A 15,127-nucleotide genomic window follows, 5' to 3' on the forward strand; every position below is an offset into this window, starting at 1 on the left:
GTCAGGCAAACACCTGCAGGCTGCGCGGCGGCAACGCGACCCAGATGTCCTGGGCCCCCAGGCGCGGCATGGCTTCCGGAGCCAGTTCGGCCAGCAGCGGATGACCGGGCAGTTGCGCCAGTTCAAAGCTCATGCGGCAACGGTTGCCGAGGAAGGTGATCTCGCGGACCTTGGCCGCAAACAGGTTCTCTTCATGCACCAGCGGGTTGACGCTGATCGCCTCCGGGCGGCAGAACAGGCGCCCGGAGGTGGCCGCGCCAGCATCATCGGCCAGGCGCATGTGCATCCCGCCGACCTGGGCGTGGCTCGCGCTGCTGCGGCTGAACGGCAGCCAATTGCCCTGGCCGACGAACTCCGCCACGAACGGTGTGGCCGGGCGGTCGTAAATCTCTTGGGGCGTGGCGTATTGCTCGACCTTGCCGTTGTTCATCACGGCAATGCGGTCGGCCATCAACATGGCTTCGTCCTGATTGTGGGTGACCATCAGCGTGGTGACGCCCAGGCGCCGTTGCAGTTGGCGCAGTTCGGTACACAGGTGCTCACGGACGCGAGCGTCGAGGGCCGACATCGGTTCATCGAGCAGCAACAGCGAGGGTGCCGGCGCCAAGGCGCGGGCCAGGGCGACCCGTTGTTGCTGGCCGCCGGAGAGTTGGCCGGGGTATTTCTTTTCGCTGCCGAGCAGGCCGACCAGTTCGAGCATCTGACCGACACGCTTGCGCACTTCATCGCGACCGCTGCCGGTGAGGCCGTAGCCGATATTCGCTTCAACGCTGAGGTTGGGGAACAGCGCGTAGGACTGGAACAAAATGCCGTAGTCCCGCGCCTGCGGCGGCAGCAGGGAAACATCCCGCTCACCCAGATAAAGCTCCCCACTGTCCTGGCGCTCGAGGCCGGCGATGCAGCGCAGCAGCGTGGTCTTGCCACAACCGGACGGGCCCAGCAGGCACACCAGCTCGCCGGCGGCGACGTCCAGGGACACGTTGTCCAGCGCGGTAAAGGCGCCGAAGCGTTTCTGGATACCGCGCACCTTCATTGGCGCGCCGGGTTGGGTCAGGGCTGTGTTCATGGAGGCACCTCATCAAACAGATGAGGGCCATGCTAGGCAGGCAATGCGTCCCTGATGTGGCAGAAAGGCAAAACGTGGCGATAGTGGTATTGGTGGATTTGGGTAGGGGGGGGTGCCAGGTCTGGCGCTATCGGGGGCAAGCCCCCTTCCACATTTTGACCGCATTCTCATGTTGGAACTCGGTCAAGTGTGGGAGGGGGCTTGCCCCCGATTGGCCCTCAAGGTCACCACCGGATTTCAGATCGGCGACATTTCCTGCGCCAACCCGAGAAAAGCAGCTGGCAGGCGAGCGCCTTTTCTTTCCTTGAGGCAGTAGAGGTACTCAGCGATCTGCGGCGCGTTCTCGATGGTCAGCACTCGCAGTTGCGGGTCATGGGGCACTTCCTGGCGGGCGATGATGCTGATGCCGATATTGCGCAGCACCGCTTCACGAATCGACTCGCGGCTGCCGATTTCCAGCAGCGGCCCGTAACTCACGCCGGCACCCTGCAGCAGCTGTTCCGTCAGGCGTCGCGTGGTGGAGCCGGCTTCACGCATCAACAGCGTATGCCCGGCCAGCGCGGTCAACGGCACATGATCGAGCGTCGCCAACGGGTGGTTGCGATGCACCGCCAGCACCAGCGGATCGGTGCCCAGCACGCGGCGAATCAGGCGCGGGTCTTCCAGCAGTTGCGAGGACGCGGCGACGTCGACGCGGTAATCATCCAGGGCTTCGAGCACCTGTTGGGAGTTGCCGATTTCCACCGACACTTCCACCTGGGGCAAACGCTCGCGGAAGGCTTTGACCAGGTCGAGGATGTAATACGGCGCCGTCGCGGCAATCCGCAATGCGCCCTGGACCTGGCCACTGTTACGCAGGAAAAACTCGATATCCGCTTCCTGCTGCAACAGCGTCTTGACCATCGGCAGCAGGCGCGCGCCTTCGTCGCTGACCGTCAGGCGGCGGCCCCCGCGATAGAACAGCTCGACGCCGTACTGGCTTTCCAGGTTGCGGATCTGCGTGGTGACGGTGGGCTGGCTCAGGCCGAGTTTTTTCGCCGCCTGGGTGATGCTGCCCAGGCGGGCGACCATAAAAAACGCCTTCAACTCGGCACTCAGCACACCACCCTCACATCATTTATTTGCGCAGCAGGCGCAGGCCATTGAACACCACCAGCAGGCTTACGCCCATGTCGGCGAACACCGCCATCCACATGGTGGCCATGCCCAGGAAGGTGACCGCAAGGAAGACCGCCTTGATCACCAGCGCCAGGGCGATGTTCTGCTTGAGGATACTCGAGGTTTGCCGCGACAACCGAATGAAAGCCGGAATCTTGCGCAAATCATCGTCCATCAAGGCCACGTCGGCAGTTTCGATGGCAGTGTCGGTGCCTGCCGCGGCCATGGCAAAACCGATCTCGGCGCGGGCCAACGCCGGGGCGTCGTTGATGCCGTCGCCGACCATGCCCACGCGCCGGCCTTGGCCGTAAAGGGCTTCAATGGCTAGCAGTTTGTCGGTGGGCAACAGGTCGCCCTGGGCCTGGTCGATGCCGACCTGGGCCGCAATCGCCTGGGCAGTGTGGGTGTTGTCGCCGGTGAGCATCAGGGTTTTGATGCCCAGCTCGTGCAACTGCTGGATCGCTTCGCGGCTGCTGTCCTTGACCGTGTCGGCCACGGCGAACAGCGCCAGCGGGCCGGATTTGTCGAGCAGCAGCACCACGGATTTGCCTTGTTTCTCCAGGGCGAAGAGTTTGTCTTCCAGCGCGGGCGAGCACAGGCCGAGTTCTTCCACCAGGCGGTGGTTGCCCAGGTGGTAGGTTGCGCCGTTGATATCACCGCGCACACCGCGACCGGTCAGGGCAGTGAAGTTATCCACAGCATGGCGCGGCAGGCTTTTATCCACAGCCGCGTTGGCGATGGCCAGCGATACCGGGTGGTCGGAACGCCCGGCGAGGGCGGCGGCCAACGCCGGCGCACTGTCTTCGACATTCGGGAACAGGGCCAGGTAGTCGGTTTGCACCGGTTTGCCGTGGGTGATGGTGCCGGTCTTGTCGAGGGCCAGGTAGTCGAGCTTGTAACCGCCCTCCAGGTACACGCCGCCCTTGATCAGGATGCCTTTGCGCGCCGCTGCGGCCAGGCCGCTGACGATGGTCACCGGGGTGGAGATCACCAAGGCGCACGGGCATGCGACCACCAACAGCACCAGGGCGCGATAGATCCAGTCGAACCAGACGCCAGCCATGAACAGCGGCGGGATCAGCGCCACGCCCAGGGCAAACAGGAACACCGCCGGGGTGTAGATCTTCGCAAAACGGTCGACAAAACGCTGGGTCGGCGCGCGGGCGCCCTGAGCCTGTTCCACGGCGTGGATGATCCGCGCCAGGGTCGAGTTGCTGGCGGCCGCCGTGACTGCGTATTCCAGGGAACCGGCCTGGTTGATGGTGCCGGCGAAGACTTTATCGCCCACGGTTTTTTCAATCGGCAGGCTTTCGCCGGTGATCGGCGCCTGGTCGATGGTCGACTGGCCGGCGGTGACTTCGCCGTCCAGGCCGATGCGCTCGCCGGGGCGAACCCGCACGATGGCGCCCAATTCCACACTGTTCACTTCCCGTTCGGCCCAACTGCCGTCGGCCTGACGCACTGTGGCCCGTTCCGGGGTCATCTGCATCAAGCCGCTGATGGCATTGCGCGCGCGGTCGAGGGACTTGGCTTCGATCAATTCGGCCACGGTGAACAGGAACATCACCATCGCCGCTTCCGGCCATTGGCCGATCAGGATCGCGCCGGTCACGGCGATGCTCATCAGCGCGTTGATGTTCAGGTTGAGGTTTTTCAGGGCGATCCAGCCCTTTTTATAGGTGGTCAGGCCGCCGCTGAGGATCGAGACCAGCGCCACCAGGGCGATCACCCAGGTCGGGGCCGCGTTGGTGAAGTGGATCACTTCGGCGGCCAGGGCGCCGACGCCGGACAACGCCAACGGCCACCAGTGTTTCTTCGCCGGCGGTGCGGCAGCCGGGGTGCCCTCTTCGATCGGATCGGCCTGCATGCCCAGGGACTTGATGGCGTCGATGATCGGCGCGGTGCTCGGCAGGTCATGGGTGACACCGAGGATGCGGTTGATCAGGTTGAATTCCAGCTGCTGCACACCGGCAAGCTTGCCCAGTTTGTTCTGGATCAGGGTCTGCTCGGTGGGGCAGTCCATGGCTTCGATGCGGAAGGTGCTCAAGCGCGAATCGGCGCTTGGCGCGGCGCTCAGTTGCACCAACGCCGGGGCTGGCGTGCCGGAGCAGCAGGCACCGGCGTGGCCGTGGTCATGCACCGGTGTCAGTTTTTTCGGCGCATGAGCGTGGTCATGCGCGTGATCGTGCGTGTGCGGGGTGTGCGGGGTGTGATGGGAGTCGCTCATCTGGTCGCGTCCGTAAGGTGCCTGTTGCCAAGTAAAGACCCTGTAGCCACTATAGGGTCAAGCACCCATTTGGAGATTGTTGCGATGAAGATCGGCGAATTGGCCAGGCTGACCGACTGCCCGGTGGAAACCATCCGTTATTACGAGAAGGAAGGCTTGCTGCCACCACCGGCACGCACCGAGGCCAACTACCGCGTGTACACCCAGGCGCACACCGAGCGGTTGGTGTTTATCCGCAACTGCCGCAGCCTGGACATGACCCTGGAAGAAATCCGCAGCCTGCTGGGCTTACGAGACAGCCCGCAGGACCAATGCGAAAACGTGAATGCGCTGATCGACGAGCATATCCACCATGTCAAAGCGCGGATCGATGGCCTGTTGGCATTGCAGGAACAGCTGATCGACCTGCGCCAGCGCTGTGGCAGCGGGCCGGAGCTGGATCAGTGCGGGATATTGCAGCGGCTGGAGGTCAGCGGCAGTGTCGCCGCCAGCGAGGCCGAGCCTTCGCATGTGGGCAGAAGCCATGGGCATTAATTCAGCCTGGTAACCGAATCAAAGTGTGGGAGGGGGCTTGCTCCCTCCCACACAAGCCCACACCTTTAGACTGAGGCAGCCTTTAGATGGCGACGTCGGCCTTGATGCTTGGGTCGGCGTCGTAACCGACGATTTCGAAGTCTTCGAACTTGTAGTCATAGATCGACGCAGGCTTACGCTTGATCACCAATTCCGGCAGCTTCTTCGGCGTGCGCGCCAGTTGGGTCTGGATCTGTTCCATGTGGTTGCTGTAGGCGTGGGTGTCGCCGGTGGTGACGATGATCTCGTGGGGGATCAGGTCGCACTGCTGGGCCAGCATGTGGGTCAGCAGCGCCAGCGCGGCGGTGTTGTACGGCAGGCCGAGGAATACGTCGGAGCTGCGGATATACAACTGCATCGACAGATGGCCGTCATGCACGAACGCCTGGTACAGCAGGTGGCACGGCGGCAGGGCCTGCTTGCCGTTGCGCGCATTTTCCTGGGGGCTCTTGGTCTCGTCCGGCAGGTACTCGACGTTCCAGCCGTGGAACAGGATGCGGCGGCTGTTGGGGTTGGTCTTCAGCGTCTCGACCATGTAGTCGATCTGATTGATCGTGCCGCCGTCCTTGGTCGGCCAGGCGGTCCACTGCTCGCCGTACACCGGGCCCAGATCACCGTCTTCGGTGGCCCACTCGTCCCAGATACGCACGCCGTTCTCGTTCAACCACTTGATGTTGGTGTTGCCGCTCAACATCCAGATCAATTCGTTGGCGATGCTTTTGAAGTGAAGCTTCTTGGTGGTCAGCAGCGGGAAGCCGTCGGCCAAGTTATGCCGATACTGACGGGCAAACACAGCCTTGGTGCCGGTGCCGGTGCGGTCGCCCTTGGTCAGGCCATTGGTCACGACGTCGTTCAGTAGTTCGAGATATTGCTTCATGTCATTACCCGTATCGGTGCAGCCGAGACCTCGCAGGCCTCGGCATTCGAATTCAAAGCGCGGTGTTCTTCAACGGTTGCGGACGGTTGTACGCCCACCACAGCAGGCCCAGGCCGACGATGATCATCGGCAGACTGAGGATCTGGCCCATGGTCACCCAACCGAACGCCAGGTAGCCCAGTTGCGCATCCGGGACGCGCACGAACTCGACGACAAAACGGAAGATGCCGTAGAACAACGCGAACATACCCGACACAGCCATGGTCGGCCGTGGCTTGCGCGAGAAAATGTACAGAATGAGGAACAGTGCCACACCTTCCAGGGCGAACTGGTACAGCTGCGACGGATGGCGCGGCAATTGCGCCGGGTCGCTGAACGGCGGGAACACCATGGCCCACGGCACGTCGGTCGGCTTGCCCCACAGTTCGGCATTGATGAAGTTACCGATACGCCCGGCGCCCAGACCGATCGGCACCAGCGGCGCAACGAAGTCCATCAGCTCGAAGAACGACTTGCCGTTGCGACGGCCAAACCACCAGGCGGCGAGCATCACGCCGATAAACCCACCGTGGAAGGCCATGCCGCCCTTCCATACCTCGAAGATCAGCGTCGGGTTGGCGATGTAGGCGGGCAAGTCGTAAAACAGCACATACCCCAGGCGTCCGCCGACGATGACCCCCATCGACAACCAGAACACCATGTCGGAGAGTTTCTCCTTGGTCCAGGTCGGGTCGAAACGGTTCAGGCGCCGGGAAGCCAGCAGCCAGGCGCCGCCGATGCCGATCAGGTACATCAACCCGTACCAGTGGATTTTCAGCGGACCGATGGCCAGGGCCACCGGGTCGATCTGCGGGTAAGGCAGCATTGCGACTCCTCGTAAAATCATTCGTTATGGCGACCGGGACCATGCCCGGGCGCGATTAAGGCTGCGTTACAGCAAAAAATTCAAACCCACGCAAAACAGCAGCCCGGCAAACAGGCGTTTTAGCAAGCGCGGCGACAAACGGTGCGCCAGGCGCGCGCCGAAGCGGGCAAACACCATGCTGGTCAGGGCAATGCCCAGCAGCGCCGGCAAATACACGAACCCTAGACTATGAGCGGGCAGCAGCGGGTCATGCCAGCCCAGAATCATGAAACTTAATGCACTGGCCAGCGCAATCGGCAGCCCGCAGGCCGACGAAGTGGCCACCGCTTGCTGCATCGGCACGCTGCGCCAGGTCAAAAACGGCACGGTCAGCGAACCGCCGCCAATCCCGAAAATCGCCGAGGCCCAGCCGATCACCGTGCCCGCCAGGGTCAAACCGAGCTTGCCCGGCACCGTTCGACTGGCCTTGGGCTTGACCTCCAGGGCCAACTGCACGGCGATGATCAGCGCGAACACGCCGATGATCTTCTGCAAGTGGGGGCCGGAAATCGCCTCGGCGGTCAGCGCGCCAAAACCGGCGCCGATCAGGATGCCCACGGTCATCCACACAAAGATCGGCCAGCGTACCGCGCCCCGTCGATGGTGCTCACGCACGGCGTTGATCGAGGTGAAGATGATCGTCGCCAGGGACGTGCCCACGGCCAGGTGGGTCAGCACCTGCGGGTCGAAGCCCTGCAAGGTGAAGCTGAACACCAGCACCGGCACGATAATGATCCCACCGCCCACGCCAAACAGCCCGGCGAGCACCCCGGCACAGGCGCCCAGCAGTAAATACAGCAGAAATTCCATGGGAGCCCCCAAACCAAGTCCGGCATGTTAACGGATGGAAGGCATGCGACCCAACTGGATACGATGGAACGCCCGCGCCAGTGTAGGTAGAGTGGCCAAACACACAAAGGGGGATCGCCTGATGTGCCTGATTGTTTTCGCCTGGCGGCCGGGCCATGCCCAACCGCTGATCGTCGCGGCCAACCGTGACGAGTTCTACGCCCGCCCCAGCCTGCCGCTGGCCCAATGGCCGGATGCGCCTGCCGTCTATGCCGGCCGCGACCAGGAAGCGGGCGGCACCTGGCTGGGGGTGAACGCCGACGGACGGTTTGCCGCCCTGACCAATATCCGCGACCCGCATCAACCGCCGGCCCGCAAGTCGCGTGGGGAATTGGTGGCGCGGTTTCTCAGCGGTTCGCTACCGCTTGAGCAGTATTTGGCGGAGATCAACGGCCGTTCGATTGAATATGCCGGGTTCAACCTGCTGGTGGGCACGCGGGATGAACTGTGGCATTACAACGCCCGCGACAGCGTGCCTACGCAGCTGCCCGCCGGGGTATACGGCCTTTCCAATGCAGGGCTCGACACGCCATGGCCGAAATTGCTCAAGGCCAAGGCAGCGCTGGGCGAGGTACTGGAGAACCCGCAGCCGGAAACCTTGCTGGATATCTTGAGCGACCCGCAGACCGCGCCGTTTGCCGACTTGCCGGACACCGGCGTGGGCTTGGCGACCGAGAGTTTGCTATCAAGCGTATTTATCGCCAGCCCCAGTTATGGGACACGGGCGAGTACAGCGCTGATTGTGAATGCGGACGGCACGCGGCAGATGGTGGAGCGCAGTTTTGGGCCGCACGGTGGGCGGCTCGGCGAAGTCGAACTCAACCTGTAGGAGCGAGCTTGCTCGCGAAAAACGTCAACGATGACGCGCGCCCCCCGCCTGAATGCACGCAGTACCCTCAGGTTTTTCGCGAGCAAGCTCGTGTGCTGACTGACACTCCGTAATCGGGGGCAAGTCGAATCGTCGCACCGCCCCTCCCACATTTTTGATCGGCGCCAGGTTTTAGAGGGTTTTGGCTGAGGCCGGGTTGATCATCCGCGTCAACCCCAGGTTCTTCAGCGCCAGTTGCAGCGAGCTGTGGATAACTTGCGGGTTGTCGATGGTCATCAGCTCGGCCAGCAGTTCCTTGGCCATGCTCAGGTTGACCTGGCGCAGCAGCCACTTCACCTTCGGCAAGTTGGTGGCGTTCATCGACAGGCTGTCAAAGCCCATCGCCATCAACAGCACCGCTGCTGCCGGATCGCCGGCCATTTCCCCGCAGATGCTCACCGGCTTGCCTTCGGCATGGGCGTCGCGCACCACATGTTGCAGCGCTTGCAGCACCGCCGGGTGCAGGTAGTCGTAGAGGTCGGCCACCCGTGGGTTGTTGCGGTCCACGGCCAGCAGGTATTGGGTCAGGTCGTTGGAGCCCACCGACAGGAAGTCCACCTGCCGCGCCAGTTCCTTGGCCTGGTACACCGCCGCCGGAATTTCGATCATCACGCCGATCGGCGGCATCGGTACGTCGGCGCCTTCGTCGCGCACCTCGCCCCAGGCGCGGTGGATCAGGTGCAGGGCTTCTTCCAGCTCATGGGTGCCGGAGATCATCGGCAGCAGGATGCGCAGGTTGTTCAGGCCTTCGCTGGCCTTGAGCATGGCGCGGGTTTGTACGAGGAAAATTTCCGGGTGGTCAAGGGTGACGCGAATCCCGCGCCAGCCGAGGAAGGGGTTGTCTTCCTTGATCGGGAAATACGACAGTGACTTATCGCCGCCAATGTCCAGGCTGCGCATCGTCACCGGCAACGGATGGAAGGCGGACAGTTGCTCGCGATAAATCGCCAGCTGCTCCTTCTCGCTCGGAAAGCGCTGGTTGATCATGAACGGCACTTCGGTGCGGTACAGCCCCACCCCTTCGGCGCCGCGTTGTTGCGCGCGGGCCACATCGGCGAGCAGGCCGGTGTTGACCAGCAGCGGCACGCGATGCCCGTCGAGGGTCACGCAGGGCAGTTCGCGCAAGGCGTCGAGGCCCTGGGACAGCTGGCGTTCCTCTTCCACCACCTCGGCGTACTGCTTGCGCATCACTTCGCTGGGGTTGGTGAACACCTCGCCACGGTTGCCGTCGACGATCATTTCGATGCCGTCGACCTTGGAATACGGCAGGTCCACCAGGCCCATCACCGTCGGAATACCCATGGCCCGGGCCAGGATCGCGACGTGGGAGTTGCCCGAACCGAGCACCGAGATCAGGCCCACCAGTTTGCCTTCCGGCACTTCGCCGAGCATGGTGGCGGTCAGTTCTTCACTGATCAGGATGGTGTTGTCGGGGTAGACCAGGTTGGTGGAACGGTCTTCCTGCAAGTAAGCGAGCAGACGGCGACCGAGGTCGCGCACATCCGAGGCGCGCTCGCGCAGGTAGGCGTCGTCCATCAATTCGAAACGGTTGACGTGATCGGAGACCACCTGGCGCAGCGCGCCCTGGGCCCACTGGCCGGTCTTGATCACGTTTTTGACTTCGCTGCCCAGCGACGCGTCATCCAGCATCATCTGGTACACCTCGAACAGCGCTCGCTCTTCGGGGCGCAGTTGGGTGGCGAGCTTGTTCGACAGGTTGCGCATGTCGGCGCGCACGCCTTCCAGGGCGGTCTTGAACAGTTTGATTTCGGCGTCGATGTCGCTGACGGTCTTGTCCGGCACCACATCGAGGTCGGCCGGCGGCAACATGACCACGGCCGTACCGACGGCCGCACCTGGCGAGCCCGGTACGCCGACGAACTTGGCTTCCTGGATGCCCTTGCCCTGGCGCCCCAGGCCGCGAATCGAGCCGGTGGCTTCGGCATGGGCGATCACCCCGGCCAATTGCGCGCTCATGGTCACGAGGAAGGCTTCTTCGCCTTCGTCGAACTGGCGGCGTTCTTTCTGCTGGATGACCAACACGCCGACAACGCGGCGGTGGTGAATGATCGGCGCGCCGAGGAACGAGGCGTAGCGCTCTTCGCCGGTTTCGGCAAAGTAGCGATAACGCGGGTGATCAGCCGCGTTTTCAAGGTTCAGGGGTTCTTCACGCGTCCCTACCAAGCCCACCAGACCTTCATTGGGCGCCATGCTGACCTTGCCGATGGAGCGCTTGTTCAAGCCCTCGGTCGCCATCAGCACAAAACGGTTGGTCTCGGGGTCCAGCAGGTAAACCGAGCAGACCTGGCTGCCCATGGCTTCCTTGACGCGCAACACAATAATCCCCAACGCCGCCTTGAGATCCTTGGCGGAGTTAACTTCCTGGACGATCTTGCGCAGCGTATTGAGCATGGCTCGGGGTCGAACTCCGTCGTCAGTCGCGCGTTAAAAGGCGCGGGGCAAGCTCTTTGAGAGCGCGACGATAAACCTCGCGCTTGAATGTCACCACCTGGCCCAACGGATACCAATAACTGACCCAACGCCAGCCATCGAACTCCGGTTTACCGGTCAAATCCATCCGCACCCGCTGCTCGTTGGAGATCAGGCGCAGGAGAAACCATTTCTGCTTCTGGCCGATACACAGCGGTTGGCTGTGGGTACGCACCAGGCGTTGCGGCAAACGATAACGCAACCAGCCACGGGTACAGGCCAAAATTTGCACATCTTCGCGCTCAAGGCCGACTTCTTCGTTCAACTCGCGGTACAAGGCGTCTTCAGGGGTTTCGTCAGGGTTGATCCCACCTTGAGGAAACTGCCAGGCATCTTGGTTGATTCGGCGAGCCCATAGGACCTGTCCGGAATCATTCGTAAGAATAATCCCGACATTAGGACGGAAACCATCGGGGTCGATCACGGCAACAACCTCGCAAACGCATGTCGTCGCATTGTTCCACAAAGGTTGTTCCAGCGGCAACGAGGCTTCTTAGCTTATGTGCAGTCTTGTGAAAAGACCGTATTCTGGACGCCTTTTTACAGACTTTTCAGCGGGTAACTGTAATGCGCCTGGCTTTATTCGACTTGGACAACACGCTTCTGGGGGGTGACAGCGATCACGCCTGGGGCGATTACCTCTGTGAACGCGGATTTCTCGACCCGGTGACCTACAAGGCACGCAACGACGAATTCTATCAGGACTACCTGGCCGGCCAGCTGGATAACGCGGCCTACCTGAATTTTTGCCTGGAAATCCTCGGCCGCACCGAAATGGCCCAATTGGAGGCATGGCACAACGACTACATGCGCGACTGCATCGAGCCGATCATGCTGCCGCAGGCATTTGAACTGCTGGCCAAGCACCGCGCCGCTGGCGACAAGCTGGTGATCATCACCGCGACCAACCGCTTCGTCACCGCGCCAATTGCCGCACGCCTGGGCGTAGACGCCCTGATCGCCACCGAATGCGAGATGGAAGACGGCCGCTACACCGGGCGCAGCACCGATGTGCCGTGCTTTCGCGAAGGCAAGGTGACGCGCCTGAACCGTTGGCTGGAAGAAACCGGGCACAGCCTGGAAGACAGCTACTTCTACAGCGATTCGATGAATGACTTGCCGCTGCTGGAGCAGGTGACGTATCCGATCGCGGTAGACCCGGATCCGAATCTGCGGGCTGAGGCTGAAAAACGCGGCTGGCCGGTGATTACGCTGCGGAGCTGATGGCCCTATCGGGGGCAAGCCCCCTCCCACATTTAACTGCATTTCAACGGATGTACGCGGTTAAATGTGGGAGGGAGCTTGCTCCCGATGCAGACAACTCGGCGTAAAGCCTTAAACCGGCTTGGCCCCCATCAACCCCGCAATCGCCACAAACCCCACCAGGCTGACCACCGCCAATGCCAAGGTGAAATTCAGGCTACCGCCCTCGCCCTTGCGCAAGCGATTGAGCCGCGCCACCAGCCAGAACCAGCACAGCGCCGCGACGGTGTAGAGCAGGCTGGAACCCAGGATCCAGGTCTGCCCCAGCGGCCAGCCGACCAGATGCACCAGCCACCAGCCGGTAAACGGCATGCTGATCAGGCAGATCCCCATCAACAACCATACGAACGCCCACGGGCGCTGCACGGTGATCGCCGGGCCGGCGCTGCGTTTGCGCCAGGCCAGCAGCGCCAGGCCGAGGCCGCTGAGCAGCAGCAACACAGTCGCCGCCATGTGGATAACTTTGAGGGTGGTCAGGGTTTCCATGTGTCGTCTTCCTTAAAGGCCGCCCCAATCAGCGTAGTCGCTCAACCGAGGAACAGTTTGTAAGCCGGGTTATCGCTTTCATCCCAGTATGGGTAGCCGATGGCTTCAAGGGCTGCCGATACCAGATGGCGCTCGTCCGCCGGGACTTGCAGGCCGGCGACCACGCGGCCGTCGGCTGCGCCGTGGTTGCGATAGTGGAACATCGAGATGTTCCAGCGCCCGCCTAATTTGTTAAGAAAGTTGAACAAGGCGCCCGGCCGCTCCGGGAATTCGAAGCGAAACACCACTTCATCGCTGACCTTCGCCGCGTGCCCGCCAACCATGTGGCGGATGTGCAACTTGGCCAGTTCGTTCTCGGTCAGGTCGAGCACCGGGAAACCCTGGCTGGTCAGGCTGGCGATCAATGCGCTGCGCGGATCGTTTTCCGGATGGGTCTGCACGCCGACGAAAATGTGCGCCTCGCGGCCGGAGTGGTAGCGATAGTTGAATTCGGTGATCTGGCGCTTGCCCACGGCCTCGCAGAACGCCTTGAAGCTGCCCGGCTTCTCGGGGATGGTCACGGCGATGATGGCTTCGCGGCCTTCACCCAGCTCGGCGCGTTCGGCCACATGGCGCAGGCGGTCGAAGTTGACGTTGGCGCCGGAGTCGATGGCCACCAGGGTTTGCCCGCTGACGCCACGGCTCTCGACATATTTCTTGATGCCCGCCACACCCAGGGCGCCCGCTGGCTCGGTGATGGAGCGGGTGTCGTCATAGATGTCCTTGATCGCCGCACAGATTTCATCGGTGCTGACGGTGATCACTTCGTCCACATAGTCTTTGCAGATGTCGAAGGTGTACTGGCCGATCTGCGCCACCGCCACGCCATCGGCAAAAATCCCCACGGTTGGCAGCACCACGCGCTCGCCAGCGGCCATGGCGGCCTGCAGGCAGTTGGAGTCGTCCGGCTCGACGCCGATGATCTTGATCTCCGGACGCAGGTATTTCACATACGCCGCGATACCGGCGATCAGCCCACCGCCGCCGACCGGCACGAAGATCGCGTCCAGCGGCCCAGGGTGCTGGCGCAGGATCTCCATCGCCACGGTCCCCTGCCCGGCAATGGTGTGCGGGTCGTCGTAGGGGTGAATGTAGACGTAGCCTTTTTCGTCGACCAGTTTCAGCGAGTAGGCCAGGGCTTCCGGGAACGAATCACCGTGCAGCACCACTTTGCCACCACGGGAACGCACGCCTTCGACCTTGATTTCCGGGGTGGTCTTGGGCATCACAATAGTGGCCTTGACCCCCAGCACCTTGGCCGCCAGGGCCAGGCCCTGGGCATGGTTGCCCGCCGAAGCGGTGACCACGCCGCGCGCACGCTCATCGGCCGTCAACTGGGTCAGCTTGTTGTACGCGCCGCGAATCTTGAACGAGAACACCGGCTGCAAGTCTTCCCGCTTGAGCAAGACCTTGTTGCCCAGCCGCTCGGAGAGCTGGCGGGCGGCCTGCAACGGGGTTTCTATGGCAACGTCGTAAACGCGCGAGGTGAGGATCTTTTTGACGTACTGTTCAAGCATCGGCAGGCATCACTGGGCGGAGTGGGCAGGGTCGACGAGTCTAACTCAGCGTTTGGCCGGGCGACCACACGAATCCAAAGGTTTTGATGGGTTATACTCGCGCCCTCTCTACTCCCCGCCCGTTCCGGAGCCCGCATGACCCAGGATCAACTCAAACAGGCAGTGGCCCAGGCCGCCGTCGATTTAATCCTTCCTAAACTCGATGACAAGAGCATCGTCGGCGTCGGCACCGGCTCCACCGCCAACTGCTTCATCGATGCGCTGGCCAAGCACAAGGGCGCGTTCGATGGCGCCGTGGCCAGCTCCGAAGCCACCGCCGCGCGCCTCAAGGGCCATGGCATTCCGGTGTACGAGCTCAATACCGTCAGCGACCTGGAGTTCTACGTCGACGGCGCCGATGAAAGCGACGCGCACCTGAACCTGATCAAGGGCGGTGGCGCGGCCCTGACCCGCGAGAAGATCGTCGCGGCCGTGGCCAAGACCTTTATCTGCATCGCCGACGCCAGCAAACTGGTGCCGGTACTCGGCGCCTTCCCGCTGCCGGTGGAAGTGATCCCGATGGCCCGCAGCCACGTGGCCCGCGAGCTGGTGAAGCTGGGCGGCGACCCGGTGTACCGCGAAGGCGTGTTGACCGACAACGGCAACATCATCCTCGACGTGTACAACATGCAGATCACCAACCCGGTGGAGCTTGAGACGCAGATCAACGCCATCGTCGGCGTGGTCACCAACGGCCTGTTCGCCGCACGCCCGGCTGACGTGCTGCTGCTGGGCACCCCGGAAGGCGTGAAAACCCTCAAGGCCTGATGC

At 62.6% G+C, this 15,127-nt stretch carries 14 protein-coding genes; 4 read left to right on the forward strand and 10 right to left on the reverse strand.

The genetic code is table 11. The features are described 5' to 3' along the window. Position 1: 1 nt before the first annotated feature. The 3 genes from PverR02_RS29890 to PverR02_RS29900 all read right to left on the reverse strand — a co-directional run bounded on the left by PverR02_RS29890 (position 2) and on the right by PverR02_RS29900 (position 4,451). Positions 2 to 1,066 (reverse strand): putative 2-aminoethylphosphonate ABC transporter ATP-binding protein, encoded by a 1,065-nt coding sequence (locus PverR02_RS29890; RefSeq protein ID WP_046381733.1) that lies wholly within the window; start codon positions 1,064 to 1,066, stop codon positions 2 to 4. 237 nt (positions 1,067 to 1,303) lie between these two features. After that, entirely contained in the window at positions 1,304 to 2,167 is an 864-nt protein-coding gene (locus PverR02_RS29895; RefSeq protein WP_017845049.1) for a LysR family transcriptional regulator, read from the reverse strand. 16 nt (positions 2,168 to 2,183) lie between these two features. Next, complete coding sequence (locus tag PverR02_RS29900; RefSeq protein ID WP_079444881.1) at positions 2,184 to 4,451, reverse strand: heavy metal translocating P-type ATPase; 2,268 nt, start codon at positions 4,449 to 4,451, stop codon at positions 2,184 to 2,186. An 84-nt stretch (positions 4,452 to 4,535) separates the two neighbouring features. On the opposite strand from PverR02_RS29900, the gene cadR reads away from it, so the two are divergent. After that, the gene (gene cadR, locus PverR02_RS29905; RefSeq protein WP_079444882.1) at positions 4,536 to 4,985 is read left to right on the forward strand and encodes a Cd(II)/Pb(II)-responsive transcriptional regulator; all 450 of its coding nucleotides are present in this window, start codon (positions 4,536 to 4,538) and stop codon (positions 4,983 to 4,985) included. 82 nt (positions 4,986 to 5,067) lie between these two features. Here cadR and PverR02_RS29910 read toward each other — a convergent pair whose 3' ends face one another. From PverR02_RS29910 to PverR02_RS29920, 3 genes are all read right to left on the reverse strand, one after another. Beyond that, on the reverse strand, positions 5,068 to 5,901 hold the full coding sequence (locus PverR02_RS29910) for a thymidylate synthase (RefSeq protein WP_017845052.1): 834 nt from the start codon (positions 5,899 to 5,901) through the stop codon (positions 5,068 to 5,070). A gap of 52 nt (positions 5,902 to 5,953) precedes the next feature. After that, a complete protein-coding gene (lgt, locus tag PverR02_RS29915; RefSeq protein WP_057003970.1) occupies positions 5,954 to 6,766 on the reverse strand; it encodes a prolipoprotein diacylglyceryl transferase in 813 nt (270 codons plus the stop codon). Positions 6,767 to 6,832: 66 nt separating this feature from the next. Next, a complete protein-coding gene (locus PverR02_RS29920) occupies positions 6,833 to 7,615 on the reverse strand; it encodes a sulfite exporter TauE/SafE family protein (protein WP_017845054.1) in 783 nt (260 codons plus the stop codon). Between the two features lie 121 nt (positions 7,616 to 7,736). Between PverR02_RS29920 and PverR02_RS29925 the strand changes: the two genes are divergently transcribed. Next, positions 7,737 to 8,483 (forward strand): NRDE family protein, encoded by a 747-nt coding sequence (locus PverR02_RS29925; RefSeq protein ID WP_079444883.1) that lies wholly within the window; start codon positions 7,737 to 7,739, stop codon positions 8,481 to 8,483. 171 nt (positions 8,484 to 8,654) lie between these two features. On the opposite strand, the gene ptsP is transcribed toward PverR02_RS29925, so the two are convergent. Then, positions 8,655 to 10,934 carry a phosphoenolpyruvate--protein phosphotransferase gene (ptsP, locus tag PverR02_RS29930; protein WP_017845056.1) on the reverse strand — a complete coding sequence of 760 codons (2,280 nt, stop codon included), beginning with the start codon at positions 10,932 to 10,934 and terminating at the stop codon, positions 8,655 to 8,657. A 22-nt stretch (positions 10,935 to 10,956) separates the two neighbouring features. Beyond that, on the reverse strand, positions 10,957 to 11,436 hold the full coding sequence (locus PverR02_RS29935; protein WP_026139795.1) for an RNA pyrophosphohydrolase: 480 nt from the start codon (positions 11,434 to 11,436) through the stop codon (positions 10,957 to 10,959). 143 nt (positions 11,437 to 11,579) lie between these two features. On the opposite strand from PverR02_RS29935, the gene PverR02_RS29940 reads away from it, so the two are divergent. Then, positions 11,580 to 12,236, forward strand: a complete 657-nt coding sequence (locus PverR02_RS29940; protein WP_046381729.1) for a histidinol-phosphatase — start codon at positions 11,580 to 11,582, stop codon at positions 12,234 to 12,236. 111 nt (positions 12,237 to 12,347) lie between these two features. Here PverR02_RS29940 and PverR02_RS29945 read toward each other — a convergent pair whose 3' ends face one another. Together PverR02_RS29945 and ilvA are read right to left on the reverse strand one after the other, a co-directional pair. Then, on the reverse strand, positions 12,348 to 12,761 hold the full coding sequence (locus tag PverR02_RS29945; protein ID WP_017845059.1) for a DUF2269 family protein: 414 nt from the start codon (positions 12,759 to 12,761) through the stop codon (positions 12,348 to 12,350). Between the two features lie 41 nt (positions 12,762 to 12,802). Further along, positions 12,803 to 14,317: a threonine ammonia-lyase, biosynthetic gene (gene ilvA / locus PverR02_RS29950; RefSeq protein ID WP_046381728.1), complete on the reverse strand. Its 1,515-nt coding sequence runs from the start codon at positions 14,315 to 14,317 to the stop codon at positions 12,803 to 12,805. A 135-nt stretch (positions 14,318 to 14,452) separates the two neighbouring features. Here ilvA and rpiA point away from each other — a divergent pair, with 135 nt between their 5' ends. Beyond that, a complete protein-coding gene (rpiA, locus tag PverR02_RS29955) occupies positions 14,453 to 15,124 on the forward strand; it encodes a ribose-5-phosphate isomerase RpiA (protein WP_079444884.1) in 672 nt (223 codons plus the stop codon). Positions 15,125 to 15,127 lie beyond the last annotated feature (3 nt).

Source organism: Pseudomonas veronii, from assembly GCF_002028325.1.
Classification (GTDB): Bacteria; Pseudomonadota; Gammaproteobacteria; order Pseudomonadales; family Pseudomonadaceae; genus Aquipseudomonas; species Aquipseudomonas veronii.

Coding starts and splice junctions, on each gene's coding strand:
- rpiA (WP_079444884.1), top strand. CDS start 14,453: ATGACCCAGGATCAACTCAAACAGGCAGTGGCCCAGGCCGCCGTCGAT.
- PverR02_RS29940 (WP_046381729.1), top strand. CDS start 11,580: ATGCGCCTGGCTTTATTCGACTTGGACAACACGCTTCTGGGGGGTGAC.
- lgt (WP_057003970.1), bottom strand. CDS start 6,766: ATGCTGCCTTACCCGCAGATCGACCCGGTGGCCCTGGCCATCGGTCCG.
- PverR02_RS29945 (WP_017845059.1), bottom strand. CDS start 12,761: ATGGAAACCCTGACCACCCTCAAAGTTATCCACATGGCGGCGACTGTG.
- cadR (WP_079444882.1), top strand. CDS start 4,536: ATGAAGATCGGCGAATTGGCCAGGCTGACCGACTGCCCGGTGGAAACC.
- ilvA (WP_046381728.1), bottom strand. CDS start 14,317: ATGCTTGAACAGTACGTCAAAAAGATCCTCACCTCGCGCGTTTACGAC.
- PverR02_RS29910 (WP_017845052.1), bottom strand. CDS start 5,901: ATGAAGCAATATCTCGAACTACTGAACGACGTCGTGACCAATGGCCTG.
- PverR02_RS29900 (WP_079444881.1), bottom strand. CDS start 4,451: ATGAGCGACTCCCATCACACCCCGCACACCCCGCACACGCACGATCAC.
- PverR02_RS29925 (WP_079444883.1), top strand. CDS start 7,737: ATGTGCCTGATTGTTTTCGCCTGGCGGCCGGGCCATGCCCAACCGCTG.
- ptsP (WP_017845056.1), bottom strand. CDS start 10,934: ATGCTCAATACGCTGCGCAAGATCGTCCAGGAAGTTAACTCCGCCAAG.
- PverR02_RS29920 (WP_017845054.1), bottom strand. CDS start 7,615: ATGGAATTTCTGCTGTATTTACTGCTGGGCGCCTGTGCCGGGGTGCTC.
- PverR02_RS29890 (WP_046381733.1), bottom strand. CDS start 1,066: ATGAACACAGCCCTGACCCAACCCGGCGCGCCAATGAAGGTGCGCGGT.